Source organism: Bacillus sp. FSL P4-0248, from assembly GCF_038593305.1.
Classification (GTDB): Bacteria; Bacillota; Bacilli; order Bacillales; family Bacillaceae; genus Bacillus; species Bacillus safensis.
The window spans coordinates 482,162-499,881 of sequence record NZ_CP151983.1; the positions used below are offsets into that span (position 1 = coordinate 482,162).

General features: G+C 37.7%; 12 protein-coding genes and 1 pseudogene. All 13 read left to right on the forward strand.

What is annotated here, in order from left to right:
• Positions 1–108: 108 nt before the first annotated feature.
• The 13 genes and pseudogenes from NST65_RS02310 (at position 109) to NST65_RS02370 (ending at position 17,667) form a co-directional block, all read left to right on the forward strand.
• A complete protein-coding gene (locus NST65_RS02310; RefSeq protein WP_340891575.1) occupies positions 109–936 on the forward strand; it encodes an AraC family transcriptional regulator in 828 nt (275 codons plus the stop codon).
• Positions 926–1,858 carry a DMT family transporter gene (locus NST65_RS02315; protein ID WP_342489287.1) on the forward strand — a complete coding sequence of 311 codons (933 nt, stop codon included), beginning with the start codon at positions 926–928 and terminating at the stop codon, positions 1,856–1,858. The genes NST65_RS02310 and NST65_RS02315 overlap by 11 nt, the downstream gene beginning before the upstream one ends.
• 98 nt (positions 1,859–1,956) lie before the next feature.
• Entirely contained in the window at positions 1,957–3,012 is a 1,056-nt protein-coding gene (locus NST65_RS02320) for a tartrate dehydrogenase (RefSeq protein ID WP_024427347.1), read from the forward strand.
• 72 nt (positions 3,013–3,084) lie between these two features.
• A complete protein-coding gene (locus NST65_RS02325; protein WP_342489288.1) occupies positions 3,085–5,274 on the forward strand; it encodes a DNA topoisomerase III in 2,190 nt (729 codons plus the stop codon).
• 200 nt (positions 5,275–5,474) lie between these two features.
• Positions 5,475–5,813, forward strand: coding sequence for a hypothetical protein (locus NST65_RS02330; RefSeq protein WP_111927514.1), 339 nt, complete (start codon positions 5,475–5,477; stop codon positions 5,811–5,813).
• Between the two features lie 205 nt (positions 5,814–6,018).
• A complete protein-coding gene (locus NST65_RS02335; protein ID WP_111927513.1) occupies positions 6,019–7,980 on the forward strand; it encodes a hypothetical protein in 1,962 nt (653 codons plus the stop codon).
• A gap of 77 nt (positions 7,981–8,057) precedes the next feature.
• Positions 8,058–9,326 carry a hypothetical protein gene (locus NST65_RS02340; protein WP_342489290.1) on the forward strand — a complete coding sequence of 423 codons (1,269 nt, stop codon included), beginning with the start codon at positions 8,058–8,060 and terminating at the stop codon, positions 9,324–9,326.
• A gap of 79 nt (positions 9,327–9,405) precedes the next feature.
• Positions 9,406–10,500, forward strand: a pseudogene (locus NST65_RS02345) (DNA topoisomerase); the annotation flags it as partial.
• A gap of 197 nt (positions 10,501–10,697) precedes the next feature.
• A complete protein-coding gene (locus tag NST65_RS02350; protein ID WP_034283849.1) occupies positions 10,698–11,780 on the forward strand; it encodes a glycosyl hydrolase family 8 in 1,083 nt (360 codons plus the stop codon).
• A complete protein-coding gene (locus NST65_RS02355) occupies positions 11,761–12,612 on the forward strand; it encodes a diguanylate cyclase (protein ID WP_111927511.1) in 852 nt (283 codons plus the stop codon). The genes NST65_RS02350 and NST65_RS02355 overlap by 20 nt, the downstream gene beginning before the upstream one ends.
• Positions 12,602–14,314, forward strand: coding sequence for a DUF2334 domain-containing protein (locus NST65_RS02360; RefSeq protein ID WP_111927510.1), 1,713 nt, complete (start codon positions 12,602–12,604; stop codon positions 14,312–14,314). Before NST65_RS02355 ends, NST65_RS02360 begins: the two co-directional genes overlap by 11 nt.
• Positions 14,307–15,575 (forward strand): glycosyltransferase, encoded by a 1,269-nt coding sequence (locus NST65_RS02365; RefSeq protein WP_111927509.1) that lies wholly within the window; start codon positions 14,307–14,309, stop codon positions 15,573–15,575. Before NST65_RS02360 ends, NST65_RS02365 begins: the two co-directional genes overlap by 8 nt.
• A 4-nt stretch (positions 15,576–15,579) precedes the next feature.
• A complete protein-coding gene (locus NST65_RS02370; protein ID WP_111927508.1) occupies positions 15,580–17,667 on the forward strand; it encodes a cellulose biosynthesis cyclic di-GMP-binding regulatory protein BcsB in 2,088 nt (695 codons plus the stop codon).
• The last annotated feature ends 53 nt before the right edge of the window (positions 17,668–17,720 follow it).

Consider the following 17,720-nt stretch of genomic DNA (forward strand, 5'->3'; position numbering starts at 1 on the left):
CAAGTTTTTCCCTCTAGGCAAGCCTGCATCGAAAAGTCAATATCGTACAATCCAAGAGAAAAAGGGTGTGCTACACTAATGATCAGTTCAGTGAAAAGAGGGATCGACATGAACACACAAGAGGAACGAACTGTACATTTTGATCAAGACTTGCAAATAGAGGCGTATCGCTTTCATGGCATCATGCAAAAGTTCCCGAATCATTTTCATACATATTATGTGATTGGATTTATTGAAGATGGTCAAAGACGTTTGATCTGCCAAAATCAAGAATACATCATTGAAAAGGGTGATATCCTTCTTTTCAATCCGTATGATAATCACGCATGTGAACAAATTGATCACAGGACACTCGATTATCGCTGCTTAAATATTGAAGCTGAGGTGCTGGAAAAAATCTTTCAGCACAAGCCGCATTTTAAAGCCCCTGTGTTTTCACAAAGTGAACGAACAAAGCCGTTATATGATCTACATCAAATGATCACAGAAGAAGCGCCTGCTTTGAATAAACAGGAAACCTTCTATTTCTTGATGAAACAATTGATTGAAGCCTATGCTGATACCTCAGGGGAAAAAATATCAGCCGCACATGCCAACGAACAAAAAGTCCAAGACGTACAGCAATATATCGAAACACACCTCACGGAAAATATCTCGTTAGATGACTTAGGTGAGCTTGTGTCCATGAACAAATATTCATTGCTGCGTGCTTTTACAAAGTTCAGAGGGATTACACCGTACCGTTATTTACAGACAGTCAGAGTGAACTATGCGAAGGAACTTCTCGCCCAAGGAGTGAAGCCTGTAGATGCGGCTGCCTCCGCTGGATTTTCTGATCAAAGTCATTTCAGTCATTTCTTTTCAGAATTTATTGGGCTCACGCCAGGGCAGTATCAGCAAATTTTTGTAAAGCAGGTAACAGCTGATGAAAAATAAACAGCTGCTTGGTCATTTAGCGGCCATGTTCACCATTTTTTTATGGGGATCCACCTTTATCTCTACCAAAATATTATTAACGGCTTTTTCTCCAACAGAGATTTTATTTTTCCGTTTTTTTATAGGGTACTTGGCTCTGGTGATCATCTATCCAGTCACCATGAAGGTGCGAAATAAAAAGCATGAAGGGATGTTTGCGCTGGCAGGTTTATGCGGTGTGGTCTTATATTACTTTTTAGAAAATGTCGCACTTACTTATACGTTTGCTTCGAATGCAGGTGTCATCAGCTCCGTTGTCCCATTCTTCTCTTTTCTATTGTCTTATTTTTTATTAAAAGATGAGCCGCTGCACAGCCGGTTTTTCATAGGCTTTTTCATCGCAATGACGGGAATCGTGCTGATCAGCATGAATGGAATGACCACGTTTCAATTGAATCCACTCGGTGATGCGTTAGCTTTAACGGCTACCATCGTCTGGGCATTCTATTCCATTTTATCGAAGATGATCAACCAATATGGCTACCATATCATTCAGGTAACAAGGCGTGTCTTCTTTTACGGACTGCTATGGATGATTCCACTGATCTGGCATTTTAAAATTCGTTTAGACTGGGAACGGTTGACGAATCCATCGTTTGCCTTCCACTTGCTGTTTTTAGGCCTTTTCGCATCTGCGATTTGTTTTCTGACATGGAGCTTTTCTGTGAAAACGCTCGGTGTGGTGAAATCGAGTGTGTATATTTATGGAGTGCCCATTATTACGATGGTCATTTCAATGATCGTTCTTCACGAGAAATTGACCTTCATGTCTGCGCTTGGAACGGTACTGACCTTAGGAGGTTTGCTGCTTTCAGATAAAAAAAGTGCGGGAAGAAAGAAACAGAAGCCCCGTGTGCTGATGCAGGATAAAAAGGCGCTTTGATCAAAAAAGTGTCTTTTGTCCATTGTAAGAACAGACACTCTCTAGTAAACTCGAATTAAATGGTCGACGGTCGACCGATGACGAAGGGGGAAAAATCAATGAAGCATGTTTCAATTGCAGCAATTCCAGGAGACGGGGTTGGAAAGGAAGTTGTGCCTGAAGCCATCCGAGTTTTGAAAGCGATATCAGATGTGCATGGCGGTCTGTCTTTCACCTTTCAGGATTTTCCGTGGAGCTGTGAATATTATTTAGAGCATGGCGAAATGATGCCAAAGGATGGATTGGAACAACTGAAAGCCTTTGACAGCATTTTCTTAGGGGCAGTCGGAGATGCCAATTTAGTGCCGGATCATGTATCGCTTTGGGGATTGCTGATTAAAATTAGACGTGAATTTGAGCAGGTGATTAACGTTAGACCTGCAAAACAGCTGAGCGGTATTCGCTCCCCGCTTGCTCAGCCAAAGGATTTCGATCTTCTTGTTGTAAGAGAAAACGGTGAAGGCGAATATAGTGAAATCGGAGGCCGCATCTATCAAGGGGAAGATCAGCTTGCCATTCAAAATGCTGTTTTCTCCAGAAAAGGGACAGAGAGAGCCATGCGCTTTGCTTTTCAATTAGCAGAAAAAAGACGAAAGCATGTGACAAGTGCAACCAAATCGAATGGAATTGTTCATACAATGCCATTTTGGGATGAAGTGTTTCAAGACGTAGCAAAGGATTATCCAGAGGTGACAGCAGACTCGCAGCACATTGATGCGCTCTCAGCCTTCTTTGTGACAAGACCAGAGAAATTCGATGTGATTGTTGCCAGCAATTTATTTGGCGATATTTTAACTGATCTTGGGGCTGCGATTATGGGAAGTATTGGCGTGGCGCCTGCCGCCAACATCAATGTAAATGGCAAATATCCATCCATGTTTGAGCCTGTACACGGATCAGCCCCAGACATTGCAGGGAAAGGAATTGCCAACCCAATCGGTCAAATTTGGACCGCTAAACTCATGCTTGATCATTTCGGAGAGGAAGAACTAGGTACACACCTGCTCGAAATCATCGAGTCAGTCACAGCAGACGGCTTTTTAACGGCAGACATCGGCGGGGCTTATCAAACACAAGAAATCACAAACGAAATTATCACGCGTTTGAAGAAATAATCCGTCATTAGAACCGCATCTCCACGTCTGCTATAATAAAAGGATGGATAGAAGAAAGAGATGTGAAATCTAGTGTCAAAAACAGTTGTATTAGCAGAGAAACCTTCAGTAGGACGTGACTTAGCGCGTGTATTGAAGTGTCATAAAAAAGGAAATGGTTTTTTAGAAGGAGATCAATACATTGTCACGTGGGCCCTTGGCCATTTGGTCACACTGGCTGATCCAGAAGCTTATGATAACAAATATAAAACATGGAATTTAGAAGATTTACCTATGCTACCAGAACGTCTTAAACTGACGGTAATTAAACAATCGAGCAAGCAATTTAATGTAGTAAAATCACAATTAAATCGCAATGATATTAATGAGATTATTATCGCAACGGATGCTGGTCGTGAAGGTGAGCTTGTGGCTCGTTGGATTATTGCAAAAGCGAAAGTTAATAAAACAATTAAACGCTTATGGATATCCTCTGTAACGGATAAGGCTATTAAAGAAGGGTTCCAAAATTTAAAGCCAGGCAAAGCATATGAGAACCTTTATCATGCAGCAGCAGCGCGTTCTGAGGCTGATTGGTATATTGGTTTAAATGCGACTCGTGCTTTAACAACACGATTTAATGCTCAATTAAACTGCGGTCGAGTACAAACGCCGACTTTAGCCATGATTGCTACTAGAGAAGATGAAATTAAAAACTTCAAACCCCAAACTTACTATGGAATTGAAGCACAAACAGAATCGATTAAACTAACATGGCAAGATGTAAATGGTAATAGTCGAAGCTTTAATAAAGAAAAAATTGATAGCATTGTAAACTCTTTTGGAAAACAAGATGCAAAGGTTATCTCGATAGATCGTAAGTCTAAAAAATCTTTTGCACCTGGACTTTATAATTTAACAGAATTACAAAGAGATGCGAATAAGTTATTTGGTTTCTCAGCAAAAGAAACTTTAAATATGATGCAAAAATTATATGAACAGCATAAAGTTTTAACGTATCCACGAACAGATTCCAGATACATTTCAAGCGATATCGTTTCCACTATTCCAGAGCGTTTGAAGGCTTGTAGTATTGGTGAGTATCGTTCTATTGCTAACAAGATTTTAACGAAACCTATTAAGACAAATAAATCATTTGTCGATGATTCGAAATTAAGCGATCATCACGCCATAATTCCGACCGAAGGTTTTGTGAATTTATCAGTTTTTAATGACAAAGAGCGTAAAATTTATGATTTAGTTATTAAACGTTTCCTAGCAGTACTTTCGCCAGCACATGAATATGAACAATTAACGGTTCAAGCAACTATCAGTAATGAGAAATTCATTGCCAAAGGTAAATCAGTGACTATTGCTGGTTGGAAAGAAGTATATTCAAATAAATTTGATGATGAAGAATCAATGGATGATGTGAAGGAGCAATTATTACCACATATTGAAAAAGGCGATGTATTAAAAACAAAGTTAATAGTCCAAACTTCAGGTCAAACAAGGACTCCTGCACGTTTTACAGAAGCGACTTTACTGTCAGTAATGGAAAACCCTACAAAGTATCTTGAAACGGGAGATAAGAAGATTGCAGATACGTTAAAATCGACTGGTGGGCTAGGTACAGTTGCAACACGTGCTGATATCATTGAGAAGTTATTTAACTCTTTCATGATTGAAAAGCATGGTGGCAAAGAAATATATATTACTTCTAAAGGTCGCCAACTTCTGAATTTAGTACCAAAAGAACTACGTTCACCAGCGACAACGGCTGAATGGGAACAAAAACTTGAATTGATTGCTAAAGGTAAATTGCAAAAAGATGTGTTTATTAATGAAATGAAAGAACATACAAAGGAAATCGTGGCAGAAATAAAGGGTAATGACAAAAAATATAAGCATGACAATATCTCAACAAAACCATGCCCTGATTGTGGTAAGCTAATGCTTGAGGTAAATGGAAAAAAAGGCAAAATGCTTGTATGTCAAGATCGTGAATGTGGACATAAAAAAAATGTATCACGTATCACAAACGCACGTTGTCCGAGATGTAAAAAGAAAATGGAGTTACGTGGTGAAGGAGAAGGTCAAATCTTCGCTTGTAAATGTGGTTATCGTGAAAAGTTATCTGCTTTTGAAGCAAGACGCAAAAAAGAAGGTAATGGTAAAGTAGATAAGCGTAGTGTTCAAAGGTATCTAAAACAGCAAGAAAAGGAAGTTGAACCAATTAATAATCCTTTTGCAGATTTATTAAAAGGAATGAAATTTGATTAAAAATAACTGGGCTAGATCATTTATTGACTAGCTCAGTTATTTTTTGTTGGAATAAAGTTTGATTAAAATTTTTGGAGTTTTACAAGTGACCGCTATATCAGGTGATGCAAAACGGTGAAATATTTCAAAAGATTAAGCCTAAACAGAAAAGTTAACATGGTATACTTTAAAAAAATCTTTATTAAGAGGAGATGAAGGAAATGAAAGCGAGTAATGAATATACATGCCCAATCTGCAAACAAGGATACATAACTATCGAAAAAGAAAGAACTGGACCTCTAGGCTTCAGAGACACTGACTATGATATAACCAATAAGACTTGCGAATGTATAACGTACGACTGTGAACTTATCGCTCTAGCTATCATGGGTTATAAAGATGAAAAGTATATAAAAAATGAAACTTGTGAAAGTTGTGGTGAACGAGAAGCCACTATAAATTACCCCATAAAGCCGTGGGCAGGAGAATACAAAAAAATTTGTTCTAACTGTTTTCAAATAGAGATGGGTCAATTGAAGGGAAAAAATAGTAAAAAATAAAATGTTGGTTTGGAATATAGTTTAACATTTCTACTGGATATATTCTATAATCGCGTCCTTTAATTGAACACGATAACATCAGTTAATTTAATGAGTTAGATATATGACTTTACTCTTTTATTACGTTATAACTAATGAATATAATTTATGAAAAATGTAAATTAATTAACAAATAAAGAGAATCTTCACTAGGAGAATGGTCGGTATGGTCTTAGAAAATCCCGAAAGATATAATTTCTATAAGTTAGAAAATGAATTAAAGAAAGGTAAAGAAAAATTTATTGAATATTTAGATGGAGTTTTAATGTCAGATGGAGTCGATAGTGTTATAACTTCGTTGAAGGCGTCAGGTCTATCAGTGAATATGTTTAATAGTAGTAAACAAAAGTCACTATTTAATGAAATTTTGGATCATATATTAAATCAACTGGGTAGTGATGATAGAAAAAAAATTGAAGGTTTTAGAAAGGAAACTTTAATTTTTGACACTGTGTTTAAACGATTTGCAAAAATGCGAACAAGCTTTTTTGATAATTATGAGACTATAGATGATAAATATAAAGTAGTTTCTTATTTAATTTCTTTAGAGTTATATTTGAAAAGATTAATTGATGACTCCAGTATATTTAGTGAAAATGTGTTAGTGGATGAGTCTAATAAGGATAAATATAGGGCAAAATCAGCTTTATTTGATTCCGCAATTGAATCTACTGGCATGATACTAAAATATTTCATGCATAAGGAAAATGAATTTAAAGGAAGTAAAAGAAATATATCACCAAGAATTCTCGAAGCTTCTTTAATGCATGTAATCTTCAGTAATTATTGGGATCAGTTGAATGATATACTTGAATATTGGAAGTATTCAGAGGTGGATGTTTCAGTAAATAATAAGAGTGAAATATATTTTGAAATTGTAGATGATAAATTTGAATTAAATAATTTAATTTCCAATGAGAGGTTTAATAACCTTCGTCAGGGTTGGCAATTGAGTGAAGTTGGTGAATTACAAAAAAAACATTATGGGAAAAGTGATGTACCTATTGATACAATATTATCGCAAATTACTTCACGTCTAAATTATTTGTTTTCTACTTTATACTTTGGTTCTTCACTATTGGATGAAAAAATAAATGGAATTCAATTAAAACAATGGATTCATGCATATCAGATATTAATTAATGAAAGCAAGAAGTTTTTAGCGAGACAAAAAACTTTAAAAGTATACAATCTTGATAAAGTTTGTATATGTAAAACAATCTATAAATGGAAAGGGTTTTTCCAACAAAATGGATTCTCAATTGGAGAATCAGAAAAAATTATTGAATTCTTTACATTCGATAAGAAATCTTTAGATTTAATTGATTGTCCATTTGTTAAAATTGATGATAAATTAATAATTCTACCCTCTTTAACGTCTCAAGCAGATGCTTCAAGGGCGCTAGCATCTAATTTCCTTAATAAGAATATTAATTTAGATTTTAAAGGTTCAGGATTTGAGAAAAGAAGTAAAGTAGGGTTAGATATGAACGGTATAAAGAATTCAGGGTTGTATAAAAAGACTGATGAAACGGAATATGAATGCGATATAGCATTTATTTTAAATAATGATTTGATCTTTGTAGAGTGTAAAGCACATGTGCAGCCTCATACAACAAGACAACATGCAAATCACTTATATAAATTATATAAAGAAACATCACAATTAAATAGGATAGCGGATTTTTTTGAGAAAAATTTATCTATTGTAAGAGAGCAACTCAAATTGGATGAAAGTTTTGTTCCTAATAAAGTACATCGAATCTTATTGACTACATCTATGGTCGGAACCCCCTTGTTTGTTAATGGTGTTCATATTATTGACGAATCATCGTTTACTAAGTTTATAGATAGAGTTCCTCCATCACTAGGATATTTTGAGAAGGGTTCTTATATAAATTATCCTAGTACAAAATTTGATATATACCAGGGGAAAATAACAGTGCAAAAAATGCTCGATTTCTTGAGTTCCCCACCCCAGGTGAAATTAACTGAAGAATTGTATCAACAAAGAGTGTTTCCCCTAGGCCTTTTTGAAATCAAGAGAAATATTAAAGTCAATCAAACATTGCATATAGGTGTTAATTTAAATGATTTCGATCGTTCATTTTTAGAAAAGTATTACTAATTGCTTTAGGGTGATTTTTTAAAATAATAGTGATTAGTAAAGTTGAATAATTAATATAAAGATAGGGTGTGGAATTAATGATTTTAGAAAAAGTATTTGGAATTTCTCCTGAAATTTTAAAGCATTCTTATGTAGACAGAAAATTATTAGATGTTCAATTTCAACGAATCTTACGTCAGAAAAAGCATATAACTCTCTATGGAGCATCAAAATGTGGTAAGTCATGGTTTAGAAAGGAAAATATACCTAATGCAGTTGTTGTCCAATGTCGTCATGGTATGACGCTTTTAGATATCTATATAGATGCACTTTCTCAATTAGAAATAAAATTTAAGGTCGAAGAAACAAAAGATAATAAAATAAAAGGAATGATAGAAGCTACAGGGGATTTTGGGTTTAAGATTTTGTGTAAATTAACTGGGAAAGCTCAATTGGCAGGAGAGGTGGGAGGGAGTGAAAAGTATCAACTTGTTGGTAAAAATATAGATGATTTAAGATATATTGCAGAGATAATTAACGAGTCTGAACGTCGACTGGTAATAGAAGATTTTCATTATTTATCCTCAGCTGAGAAAATTAGATTCGCTTATGATTTAAAAGCGTTATGGGATTATCAGTGTTTTGTAATTATAATTGGAGTATGGTCGCAAAGTGGATATATGAACACATTAAACTCGGATTTATCAATACGTACAAAAGAACTTACAATTACTTGGAACGATAAAGATTTAAGAAAAGTTATTGAATTGGGATCAAAAGCTTTGAATGTGGAAATTACTGAGGTGATTATAGAAAAAATAGTTAGAGATGCTTATGGCAATGTAGGGATTTTACAAAGTTTAGTTTACAACCTTTTATCAAATGCTTATATTTTTGAATACAACAAATCTAAAAAGGTTATTAGTAATGCAAATTTATATAAAGATGCAGCAAATGAACTAGCTGATGATTTAAATTCTTTATATCAACATTTTGCAAAAGTAGTATCGAAAGGTATACGTAATAGAGGGGAATCAGCAACTGAAATATATGCTCACGCTTTAGCTGTTATTTTAGAATTAACCGACGAAGAACTTATAGAAGGTATAAAAGTTGATTCTATATTCTCAATTTGTCATAGCAGGCAACCACGTATAATTAAACCTAACTTAATGAGAGCACTTGAAAAGATAGAAGAATTACAGGTGGATGAAGAGAATAGAGGATTAGTATTAGCCTATAATGATAGAGAGAGGGTTGTTTTAATAATAGATCGACAATTATTGTTCTATAGAAAACATAGAACAATGGATTGGCCTTGGCAGGGAATGATTGATGAGGTTGATAAATCTAAAAGTGGCGCCTAATTTTATAACTTCAAGTACATATATTTAAAGATTAAGTTTTATAAAACTAAGAAATTTGACTTTTTACTCTTGATTTAAAGATCACCATGCGATCATTCCAACCGAGGAAGAACTGTATACTGGTGCATTAAGTGATAAAGAGCGTAAATTATATGATCTGATTGCCAAACGATTCCTTGCTGTACTTATGAACCCTTTTGAATATGAGGAAACAACGGTAATCGCTAAAATAGGCAGTGAAACATTCACAGCAAAAGGAAAAACTGTGCAATCAGCCGGCTGGAAAGCCGTGTATGATGAATCCTATGAAGAAGAGGAATCAGAAGCAGATCAGCAGCTGCCGGTACTCTCCGAAGGGCAATCACTTGAAGTACGCCAGCTGAAAGAAACAAAAGGAGAAACGAAACCTCCTGCTCGTTTTAATGAAGCTACCCTGCTATCTGCTATGGAGAACCCAGCTGCATTTATGCAGAATCAGGAAAAGGATTTAGTGAAAACCCTTGGTGAAACAGGCGGACTAGGGACAGTGGCCACAAGAGCCGATATCATTGAAAAACTGTTTAACAGTTTCTTAATCGAGAAAAAGGGCAAAGACATTTTCATCACATCGAAAGGGAAGCAGCTGCTCTCCTTAGTGCCTGAAGACTTAAAGTCTCCTGCGTTAACAGCGGAATGGGAACAAAAGCTTTCTAAAATCGCAAAAGGACAGCTGAAGGCTTCTCAATTCATGAGTGAAATGAAGTCCTATGCAAAACAAGCCGTATCTGAAATCAAACAGACGAACCAAACCTTTAAGCATGACAATGTCACTGGCACCCATTGTCCGGACTGCGGAAAACTGATGCTGAAAGTGAACGGAAAACATGGCACAATGCTCGTGTGCCAAGACCGAGAATGCGGCCACCGTAAAAATGTGGCGAAGAAAACAAACGCACGCTGCCCGAACTGTCATAAAAAGCTCGAGCTGCGCGGAGAAGGCGATGGCAAAATCTTTGCTTGTGTGTGCGGCCATAGAGAAAAACTGTCTGTTTTCGAAAAACGCAAATCACAATCCAATCAAAAGAAAGCCAGTAAGCACGATGTGTCTAAATATATGAAGAAACAAAAGAAAGTGGAAGAACCAATCAATAACGCACTGGCTGAGCAATTAAAGAAATTAAAATTAGATCAATAGTATTATAAAAACCCATGCGGAAACGCATGGGTTTTCCAATGTAATCAAGCATATCGACATATTGTTTTTCTGAAAATGGGAATGTCTATGCGAAAAGACTCGTAATTTGGTATAAAATATTTATTTAAATTTAAACAGAAACAATCTATAATAAATCGTTGGAATGCTAAGAGAACGGGAGTTGAAAGGGGACACGAATGGATACACCCATACATCGCATAGGTATTGTTTTACTCATTGTCATTCTACTAGGTGGATGTACCTGGAAGCAGCAGACGGAATCAGCTTATCCAGTATCACCACAGCCAGTATTGCCTGGAGAATATTTTATTACTCATCACCTCATGACAGATCAAGGCTTGATCCGCACTTCATTTGCAGAGCAACACATCTACTTATCCGAATCGCTGGGGCTTTGGATGGATTATCTTGTTCGAAAAAAAGACCAAAATTCGTTTGACCAACAATTGGGTGTCCTGCAAGATGAATTTTTACTAGACCATCATCTTCTCAGCTGGCAAATCGAATCTGATCAAAAAAGTAAAGCCAATGCCTTGGTTGATGATTTACGGGTAGTGGCGGCACTTCAAAAGGCAGATCGTTTATGGAAGAATGCAGCATATCAAACAACAGCAAAAGAAATCGCACAAGCGTTAAAAGACAAAAATATGTATAGAGGCATCTTGTCCGATTATTATGATGCTTCAACAAATCGAACTTCACACACAATCACACTCTCATATTTAGACCCAAAAGCAATCAAAGAATTGGAATCCCTCAAAATATTCACGAAACAAATGACGAGTAACCAATTGGCCATTCTAAAACAAGCACCGAGAAAAAAAGGATTCTTTCCTAAATCCTATGACATAAAGAAAAAAGCCTATTCATTTGATCGAGAAATCAATATGATTGATCAACTCTATACGGCTCTACATGCCGATCGTGCAAAGGTGAATACGTCCGCGATCATGAAATGGCTTAAAACGACTTTTACAAAAGAAGGAAAATTGTACGGTAGATATAAACTGAGCACATTGCAGCCAGCAGTGACATATGAATCGCCTTCTGTATATGCGCTGGTCATCTTGTATGCTCTTAAACGAAACGAACCGGAATTCGCAAAAGAGGTGTATGACCGCATGAAAGAATTACAAATTCAAGATCCTCTCAAGGATTATTATGGAGGGTACATGAACGAAAAAGACACACACTCATTTGACAATTTATTGCCTCTCATTGCAGAAAGGGAGCTTTTTAATGAATCGGTTATTCAGTAATACGTATCGTTTATATTATTCTCTGCTCCTCACGTTTGCAGGTCTTATTTTGTTTATGGGCTACCTTGGCGTACATGATGCAGAGAGCTTTTTGATGATCACACTGACTTTTGTCGTGTTAGGATGCGGGATTTTATTTGGCATCTTACCAGCATTAATTTTTACCTTGCTGATGTTGTTCTTTATAGGAAGTGCTATGTTCTTTACAGAGCTTGGCCACACAAACCCCTTCTTTACCAATCAAACATTGCAAGATGTGGTGATTTGGGGCGCAGCCCTCCTCTTTTTCGCGATTTCAGCAGGAAGCTTGCATGAGCGGATCAAGACGATGCGGCAAACCATTGAACAACAAAAGCAGGCTATGAAACAATTTGTGGCGATTGACTCGACCACTGGATTTGACAATGCAGAACGGATGAGGCTGGAATTGTCTGAGGAAATGAAACGGGCAGAACGCTACAAACAGCCATTCGTTTTTATCCTTCTTCACATTCATTATGCAGCTGAATTCAAATCGTTATATGGAGAAAAAGAAATGCAGCACCTATTTCAGCAATTAAGTAACAAGATTCGCGAAAGTGTCAGAGAAACCGATAAGAAATTTCGATTATCTGAAGAACGAATAGGCCTGCTGCTTACTCACACACCAGAAGAAAATGTCTCTGTCGTCCTTGAGAAGCTAAAGGATAAATTGAAAAAGCATGTGCTGTTAAACGGCCGTGAAGTCACCTTGACATTTCATGTCTGTCATTTAACAAGCAGTTCGGAGTATCGCACGCCAGAACAATTTTTAGAAGAACTAGAAAAAGAGATGATGATGAATGAACTTTAATTCTTTGATGAAATGCTGTTTGATGATTGCTCTCTTTTTGATTCTTTCGTTTCAATACATGGCTTCAGCCGACGCTCTTGCCAAGCCAGATACCCTGATCGTTTATTCAACAGAATCAGGAGAAACGACTCCAGCAGTGCATATGCTGGATCTACTCGCCGGACATTTTTCAAAACAGACGACGATTGTATCTGATGAACATTTGGCTGAAAAGAAGATAAGCGAATTTCAGCAAGTCATCTATCTAGGGGAAATAAAGAGAACCTTACCAAAACAGACCATTCGTGTAATGAACGAAGCACAGAAGATCATAGCCATTGGATACAATGCGGAACAGCTGCGCCCATTTTCCGCGCTTACTTTTCACAAACAAGATCACACGAGTCAAATCAAATATACAGATGATAAAGCATACCGTCAGCTAGAGAAAAGGATCAGTGCGTTAACGGTTCAAGGGGCAGACTTGCAAAGGGAATTTCTATTGAAAAAACATAAAGCTGATCTTCCATTTGTGATTCAAACAAAGGAAGGTGCCGCCTATATTGGAATCCTAAATGTCGTGCAGCACAGCGAGCTTCTTGCAGAAGTGCTAGAAAAACGCCTTCCTTCTTCTAATCAGCTGACCACAAAATACTTAAGGCTTGGGAACATCAGTCCTGTCACTGACGAAAAGAAGCTGCTTGAGCTTGGACAATACGTATCCACTCAGCATATTCCGTTTCTATTAGCGGTAACCCCTGTTTGGGTGGATCGAACAACAGGCGATGAAGTGACACTGAGTGACCGCCCGAAGCTTGTAAAAGTGTTAAAACAATTGCAAAGCGATGGAGCCAGCATCATTCTCCATGGATTTAGCCGTACGTATCGCACGGAGGATTCTGGTCAGGACTTTGAGTTCTGGGATGCAAAGAATGATCAGTCCATTACGTCAAATGACCCTAAAAAAGCTGAGAAGAAGCAAAGTGAAAGCCATTTTTCGAATGAAAAAGACTTCCATGCTTATACGAAATCGAATCAGCAGCAAGAAACCATCTATACAGAAGAAAAACTGACAAAAGGCATTGAGTTTCTTGCGCAGCAAGGTCTCTATCCACTGGCATTCGAGGTGCCGCATGATGCCATATCTCAACAAGGCTACGAAGTGATATCAAGGCATGTGTCCAGTCTGTTTGGACAGGTACAGCTGTCGGATCATACTTGGAAAACAGCCGGTGCTCCGCCGCTCGTGACGAAACCCGACATGCTTCATGGCATGACTTTATATCCTCAGCAATCAGTAGAGCCAGCGTCTGACGAAGAAGGTTCAAATATTTTAACAGAACAAAAGGTTCAATCCATCCAGCATCTTCAATCAGCCGCAATCGGGCTGTCCTATGATGTGGAATCCGGAATAACTGGATTGCAGAATCTGATGACGCAGATGGATGCAATTCCTTCTAGTGAATGGCTGGATTTAAAGAAAACAAAACAGACAGTCCAAACACCACATGTACAGATCAAAACATCAGGGGATGGACATATTCATGTAGAACAATCCAATAGAGCGGAAACCACAACAGTTAAACGAAGCGGCATGGAAAATATGCTGCGAATTCTCACCGTCGTGGTGATGCTGTTTATTGCGGCATTTGCTTTTTACACATTGTATTTAAGACTGACAATGAAAAAACGTATTTTTAAGGAGAGAAAATTAGGTGGCTGATGTCTTATTTTATCTTTCATTAATACTGATTTGGATTATGCTCCTATACCACATGTTTCTCATGCAGGGCGGCTTTCAGCACTACCTGACCTACGAAAAAGTGCTGCCTGAATGGACGAAACAAGAGAAAGAACTGCCGACCGTCAGCATTCTGATTCCTGCTCATAATGAAGAAGTTGTCATTCGGCAAACGCTAAAAGCAATGGTCCAGCTATCCTATCCTAAACATCTCCTTGAAATCATTGTGATTAATGATAATTCCTCCGATGGCACAGGGGACATCGTGCAGTCATTCAGTGAGCAATATGATCATGTCCATATGATTGAAACGAAACCGCCATTTGCAGGAAAGGGAAAATCAACTGCACTGAATGAAGGCTTAAAGGCTTCAACAGGAGAAGTCATCTGCGTATACGATGCAGATAACATGCCTGAACAAAAGGCCGTCTATCATTTGGTTCTTGGTTTATTGAATGACCCAAAGGCAGGCGCTGTTGTCGGGAAATTCAGGGTCATCAATGCAGCCAAAAATCTGCTGACCAAATTTATTAATATTGAGACCATCTGCTTTCAATGGATGGCGCAAGGCGGAAGATGGAAGTGGTTTGGCATTGCGACAATACCGGGCACCAACTTCGCCATCCGCCGGCACATTTTAGAAGAGCTTGGCGGCTGGGATGTTCATGCGTTGGCTGAAGACACCGAATTAACGATCCGTGTCTATAACCTTGGCTATGTCATTCGATTTTTCCCAGCTGCGATTACATGGGAACAAGAGCCTGAGACATGGAAGGTCTGGTGGCGGCAAAGAACGCGCTGGGCTCGAGGCAATCAATATGTTGTCCTCAAATTTTTAAAGCAGTTTATGAAGCTGAAACGAAAACGAATGATTTTTGATTTGTTTTATTTCTTCTTTACGTATTTCTTATTTTTCTTCGGTGTCCTGCTCTCAAATGGCATCTTTATCGTGAACCTATTTGTTGACCTTCACTTATCTGTAGGGGCTGTTGCACTGATCCTGTGGGGATTGGCCTTCTTCCTCTTTCTAACAGAAGTGATGATTACACTAAGTATTGAGAAAACAGAGCTCACCAAACAAAATATACTCATTGTGGCGCTCATGTACTTCACTTATTCTCAAGTATGGATTGCGCTAGTCGTGTACTCCTTATGTGTAGAGGCAAAGAGCCGTTTATTCAAACAAGAAGTGAAATGGTACAAAACTGAGCGTTACGATCAACAACAAAAGAAAAGCGGGTGACAAATTGAAATCGGTAAAATGGATGATTTTTATATTGATGATATCCCTTGCCATTCAGCCTTTTTTCATGGCGGGTCAAGCAATGGCGCAATCAAATCGAGTACAAGTGAAAGATGACTGGATTCGCTCATCTAAAGGAAGTCAAACGGAAACGCAAGCATTATCAGAAGATGTAGTAACCTTGTATGGACAAGAAGACCGCACTGAATTTTCCTATCAAATAGAGAGAGGAAAAGTTGAGTCTAGCAACCTTACATTAAATATAGAGGCTTCACCATTACTTATTTCGCCATCTTCGTTCACAGTCATGATTGATGGAGAGATTGAAAAGACCATTCCCGTATCAGGGAAAAATCAAAAGAAATCAATTCAAATCAAATTGAACAAAGCGCAATTGAAAAAAGGTTCTCATCAAATTCAGCTCACATTTTATGGCGTGTTAAAAGAAGGTGTGTGTATCAACCAAGAGACACCTGCCAATTGGCTGAAAGTATATCCTGAAAGTGAGCTGGATTTCAAAGGAACTCAAACGAAAGACGTGACGTTAGACAGCTTCCCTTCATTTTTCATTCAAACAGGTGATCAGAAAGAACAAACAGATATTGTGATACCAAATTCACCGGAAGCAGCTGAATTAGAAGCGGCTATGAAAGTATACCGGACGTTGAAAAACAAAGACCGCCAAGCAGACCTCAAACTCGTCCAAGAAAAGGACCTCAAGCAAATTGCTCATCCAACCATTGCTGTGGGAGCAAAAGGAAACTGGGATGGACGAGTGAAATCGATCGAGCAAGCTGCGAAAATGAAAACAGCAAGCAATCAGCTCACATTAGCGGTGAGAACCTTGACAGGAAAGAAAAAAGAACAGCCCATTTTATTTGTCACTGCTGAACAGCCAAAAACAATTGCTGAAAAAATCAATGTCCTGACTCAACCAGAACTGACAGGTCAGCTCACTGGGACAGATTTACTCCTTCAAAAGGTTACTGTTAAAACATCAAAACCATCTCATCAAATTCGTTTAAAAGATTTTGGTGGTGATGATGTCACGGTTGGAACCAAAAAGACGGCATCTGATCATTACTATTATCCAAAGGCATTGATCGCTCATCAAAAATCAGGAGCTAAACTAAATCTATCATTTAAAAAATCTGATACAGCGAACAAAGCGGAACGCTTAACAGTCATGATCAATAACGAACCGCACGACGTACCGTTAACAAAACTAGGAAACAAAGATGAGAATGGATTCTATCATGTGTCAATTCTAGTAGATTCACAAATACTCCAAAAGAACGAATATATTGATTTGCAATTTGTTACTACAGGCTTTAAAAACATGGAAGCCTGCAGACATACGGATGAAGAAGGCTGGATTTACATTGATAAGAACAGCTCTCTTCAAATACCAGAAGGTACGACTAGTGATACACCGGATTTAGCCGCATGGCCGCTTCCTTTCACATCAAAAACGCAGCAAGGAAAAACATTGATCATCATGCCAGATCAAATCAAGCAAGAAACCATCAATCAAATGGCGATGCTGACAGAATCATTTAGTCAGCCGGAAGCTGCCCAATATCATTTGATCAAAGCTTCAAATGTGACAAATGATCAATTGGAAGATCACTCTCTCATTTTCATCGGGGGCATTCAAACGTTCTCTCTTTTAAAAGAAAAGGCAGACGATCTCATCGTTCCAGTAAAAAAGGATCAGTATGATGTATCCTCCTTTGGCATGATCAATGAAACGACTGCTCGTATTGTATGGACGCAGCCATCTGTATGGAATAAAGAACAAACAATGACCGTCTTTTCCGGAATGAATGCAGCTGACGCTGATCTTTCACATGAAGTGATTCATTTCCTGCAAACAAATACGGAAACGGCAACAGTTGCAATCGAGAGCAAAAACAAAGACATGTTCTCTAATCATCAAACGGTCAGCAGCACAACAAATGATCTCCCAAAAGATGAAAAGCAAGGCATCAATGATTCTTGGATTTACTTTGCATGTATCGCTGCACTGATTATTTTTGTGGTCGTGATGATTATTTATTTCGTGCGAAAAAACCGCAAAAAGACTGATTGATAAACGATCAAAAGACCTTGAAAAAATGTCTTTACTTTGGTGTTAAACGGGAG